Raw genomic sequence first — 3,521 nt, forward strand, 5'->3', positions numbered from 1 at the left:
TTCTCCGGGAAAGCACTTTAGTGTAGCGAATCCCGTGCGGAATCGAGACGATGGGTGCGTCGATCTCGACGAGGCCGCCGAGGTTCGCCGCGAGGGCGAGGTCGAACCGGGTCAGCAGCGCTTGTTCCCAGCTGATGAGCGGGATGCCGCGTTCGGCGAGCATGCGGTGCAGCCCGTCGGGGAACGGGTCGGAACCGTTCCACGTGTAGCTGAGCTGCACCCGGAAATCGCCTTCGAACACCGGCAGCACGTCCAGCAGCCGGGTCATCGCGGTGACGTTGTGCACGACGACGAGCACGTTCTTGCGCGGTGTCACGGTGCGCCACCGCGCCGCGTGCCTGCCGATGGTGCGGGACAGCCCGTCGCTCACCCCGTCCTCCGTTCCTCTGCCCCGACACCGTAACCGTTGGCGCGCAGGAACCGGATCACCGCGAGCCGGTGGTCGAAGTGGACGGTCGCGGCCATCGCGGCGCGGCGCATCCGGGCGCGGGCGGCGGGAGTCAGTTCGAGCGCCCGGGTGAGCGCGGCGGCGAGCGAGGCGGGATCGGCCGGTTCGGCGCTGAACCCGGTGTGCCCATCGGTGATCTGCTCGGCCAGCCCGCCGGCTCGGGTAGCGACGACGGGAGCCGCGCCCGCGGCGTGCGCTTCCAGCGGGATGCGGCCGAAGGGTTCGCTGCGCGAGGGCACGATCACCCCGCGCAGCTCCGGGCGGGTGAGCAGCGAGCGGATCCGCGGGTCGAAGTCGCCCAGGAAGACCGCGGGTACGCCGGTGGCGCGCAGCTCGGCCACCAGCCGCTGCTGGAAGCGGGTCCGGCCGGGGCCCTCGCTCACCGCGGCGAGCACCAGCGCGGGCGGGCGGCGCCGCCGCACCAGGGCGAGCGCGGCGATCAGGTCCTGGAACCCCTTGTACGGTTCGGCCCTGCCGAACGACAGCAGGAAGCCGTTCCGCAGGTTCGGATTTCCCAGCACGACGCGGTCCGCTCCGGGCGGGAGGAGTTCGGCGGCGGGGCTGGGCCGGTCGGCGTCGGTGAGCCCGTCGGGCAACGCCACCAGCGCGGCGGGCGGAACGCGGTAGTCGGTGCGCAGGTGCTCGGCCATGAACTGGGAGATCCAGCCGATCCGGGCGCCTCGCCGAACGGCGCTGAGCAGGCAGTGGCGTTCCCAGCGCGTCCGGGCGAGGTCCTGCGGCTGGTGCAGCATTCCGGTGGACCGCGGCACCAGCACCAGGCGCACCTGTTCCGGCGCGGTCTCGGCGAGGCCGAAGAACGGCACGTCGAACGCGATGCACAGGCAGCTCTCCCCGCGGCGCCCCACCTGGTCGCGGAGCACCTGACCGGCGGCCGCGGCCAGCGCCCGGAAGTTCGCCACCCCGCCGAAGCGGTCGGTGCCGGAGGTGCCGTTGTCGAGCGGATGCACCTCGGCGCGGGCGAGGACACCGGCCAGGTCCTGGGGTTCGTGCTCCCGGTGCTCCGGGCTGTCCGGTGCGAGCCGGACGGGGAGCAGCAGCAGTCGCACGTCCGCGGGCAGCACTTCGGCCAGCACGCGCAGGAACGCGCGGTTGGCGGCACCGGCTCCCGTCCCGTGCCCGTAGTAGCCGTCGTGGATCAGGACGGCCACGGTGGAAGCCGGTGCACTGGTGATCACCCGGTCATCGTGTCAGCGCCAGGCGCCCGACCGCAGCAGGCGGAGACCGTTGAGCCCGACGAGGACGGTCGAACCCTCGTGCCCGGCGACGCCCAGCGGCAGCGGCAGGTTCCCGGCGAGGTCCCATACCACGAGGACGGTGATGAAGGCGCCCGCGATGACCAGGTTCTGCCGCACCAGGCGCCGCGCTCGCCGGGACAGGTCGACGAGCTTGCCGACGGCCGCGAGCTCGTCGCGCACGACCACGACGTCGGCGGTCTCCAGGGTGAGGTCGGCGCCGGCCCGGCCCATCGCGACCCCGGTGTGCGCGGCGGCCAGCGCGGGCGCGTCGTTGACGCCGTCGCCGAGCATCAGGGTGCGGTCACCGAGTTCGGCCACCGCGGCGACCTTCTGCTCCGGCAGCAGCCCGGCCCGCACCTCGCGCAGGCCCGCTTCGGCCGCGACGCGGCGCGCGGCCGGTTCGTGGTCCCCGGTGAGCAGCACGGGTTCGGTTCCGGTCAGCGCGCGCAGCGCGGCGACGGCCTCGGCCGCGTCGGAGCGGAGCCGGTCGCTGAGCCCGAGCACCCCGGCGCGGTCCCCGTCCACGGACACCACCACGGCGGTGCGGCCACCGGCTTCGACCTCGCCTACCGGGCCGGTGCGGTCGGCGTGGCGGGCGACCTCGACGCGCCTGCCGTCCACGGTGGCCGCCACGCCGTGGCCGGGGGTGGCGTGGAAACCGGTGGCGGCGGGGACGGCGAGCCCGCGGTCGCGCGCGGCGGCGACGACGGCGCGGCCGAGCGGGTGCTCGCTGAACCGCTCCGCGCCCGCGGCCGCGGCGAGCAGCTCGTCCGCGGAGCGGCCGGGCTCGACGCGGATCTCGGTGACCCGCGGGGTGCCCTCGGTGAGCGTGCCGGTCTTGTCCAGCGCGACGCGTCGCACGTCGGCGAGCCGCTCCAGCACCACCGCGGACTTCACCAGCACGCCGCGCCGCCCGGCGTTGGCGATCGCGGACAGCAGCGGCGGCATCGTCGCCAGCACCACCGCGCACGGCGAGGCGACGATCATGAAGGTCATGGCGCGCAGCAGCGCGTCGGTCGGCGTCGAGCCGAACAGCAGCGGGACGCCGAACACGGCGAGCGTCGCCAGCACGACGCCGACCGAGTAGCGCTGCTCGACCTTCTCGACGAGCAGCTGGGTCGGTGCCTTCGCCTCGCTCGCCTCGGCGACCAGCGCCACGATGCGGGCGATCACCGACTCGGCGGAGTCCCGGGCGACGCGGACCCGCAGCGCGCCGGATCCGTTGAGGGTTCCGGCGAACACCTCGGACCCGGGGGACTTCGCGGCGGGCACCGGTTCGCCGGTGATGGTGGCCTCGTCGACCTCGCTGCCGCCGTCGAGGACCTCGCCGTCGGCGCCGATGCGCTCACCGGGGCGCACCACGATCTCGTCGCCGACGAGCAGGTCCGCGGCGGGCACCCGCTCCTCGGCGCCGTCGCGCACCCGCACCGCGGTGTCCGGGGCGAGGTCGAGCAGCCCGCGCACGGAGTCCTCGGTGCGGGCGGTCGCGTACGCCTCCAGCGCGCCCGAGGTCGCGAAGATGACGATGAGCAGCCCGCCGTCGCGCACCTGTCCGATGGCGGCGGCGCCGATCGCCGCGACGATCATCAGCAGGTCCACGTCCAGCGTGCGCTCGCGCAGCGCCTGGAGACCGGCCCAGGCGGGTTCCCAGCCGCCGGTGGCGTAGCAGATCAGGTACGGCACCCACATCGCCCACCACGGGCCGCCGCCCAGGTCCACGGCGAGGCCGCGCAGGAACGCGACCAGCGAGGCCGCGGCCCAGCGGGCTTCGGGGAGGGCGAACGGGCTCCGGCGCCGGGACGCGGGGGCCGCAGCGG

2 protein-coding genes and 1 pseudogene are annotated in these 3,521 nt (G+C 74.9%); all 3 read right to left on the reverse strand.

What is annotated here, in order from left to right:
* Positions 1 to 370, reverse strand: a pseudogene (locus LCD35_RS16240) (hypothetical protein); the annotation flags it as partial.
* Positions 367 to 1,644, reverse strand: a complete 1,278-nt coding sequence (locus LCD35_RS30495; protein WP_224966900.1) for a glycosyltransferase family 4 protein — start codon at positions 1,642 to 1,644, stop codon at positions 367 to 369. The pseudogene LCD35_RS16240 and the gene LCD35_RS30495, both read right to left, overlap by 4 nt.
* 12 nt (positions 1,645 to 1,656) lie before the next feature.
* Positions 1,657 to 3,521 (reverse strand): heavy metal translocating P-type ATPase (locus LCD35_RS16250; protein ID WP_225044414.1); only part of this gene is annotated, 1,865 nt, incomplete at its 5' end.

This window comes from Saccharopolyspora sp. 6V (assembly GCF_020176785.1).
GTDB lineage: Bacteria > Actinomycetota > Actinomycetes > Mycobacteriales > Pseudonocardiaceae > Saccharopolyspora_C > Saccharopolyspora_C gregorii.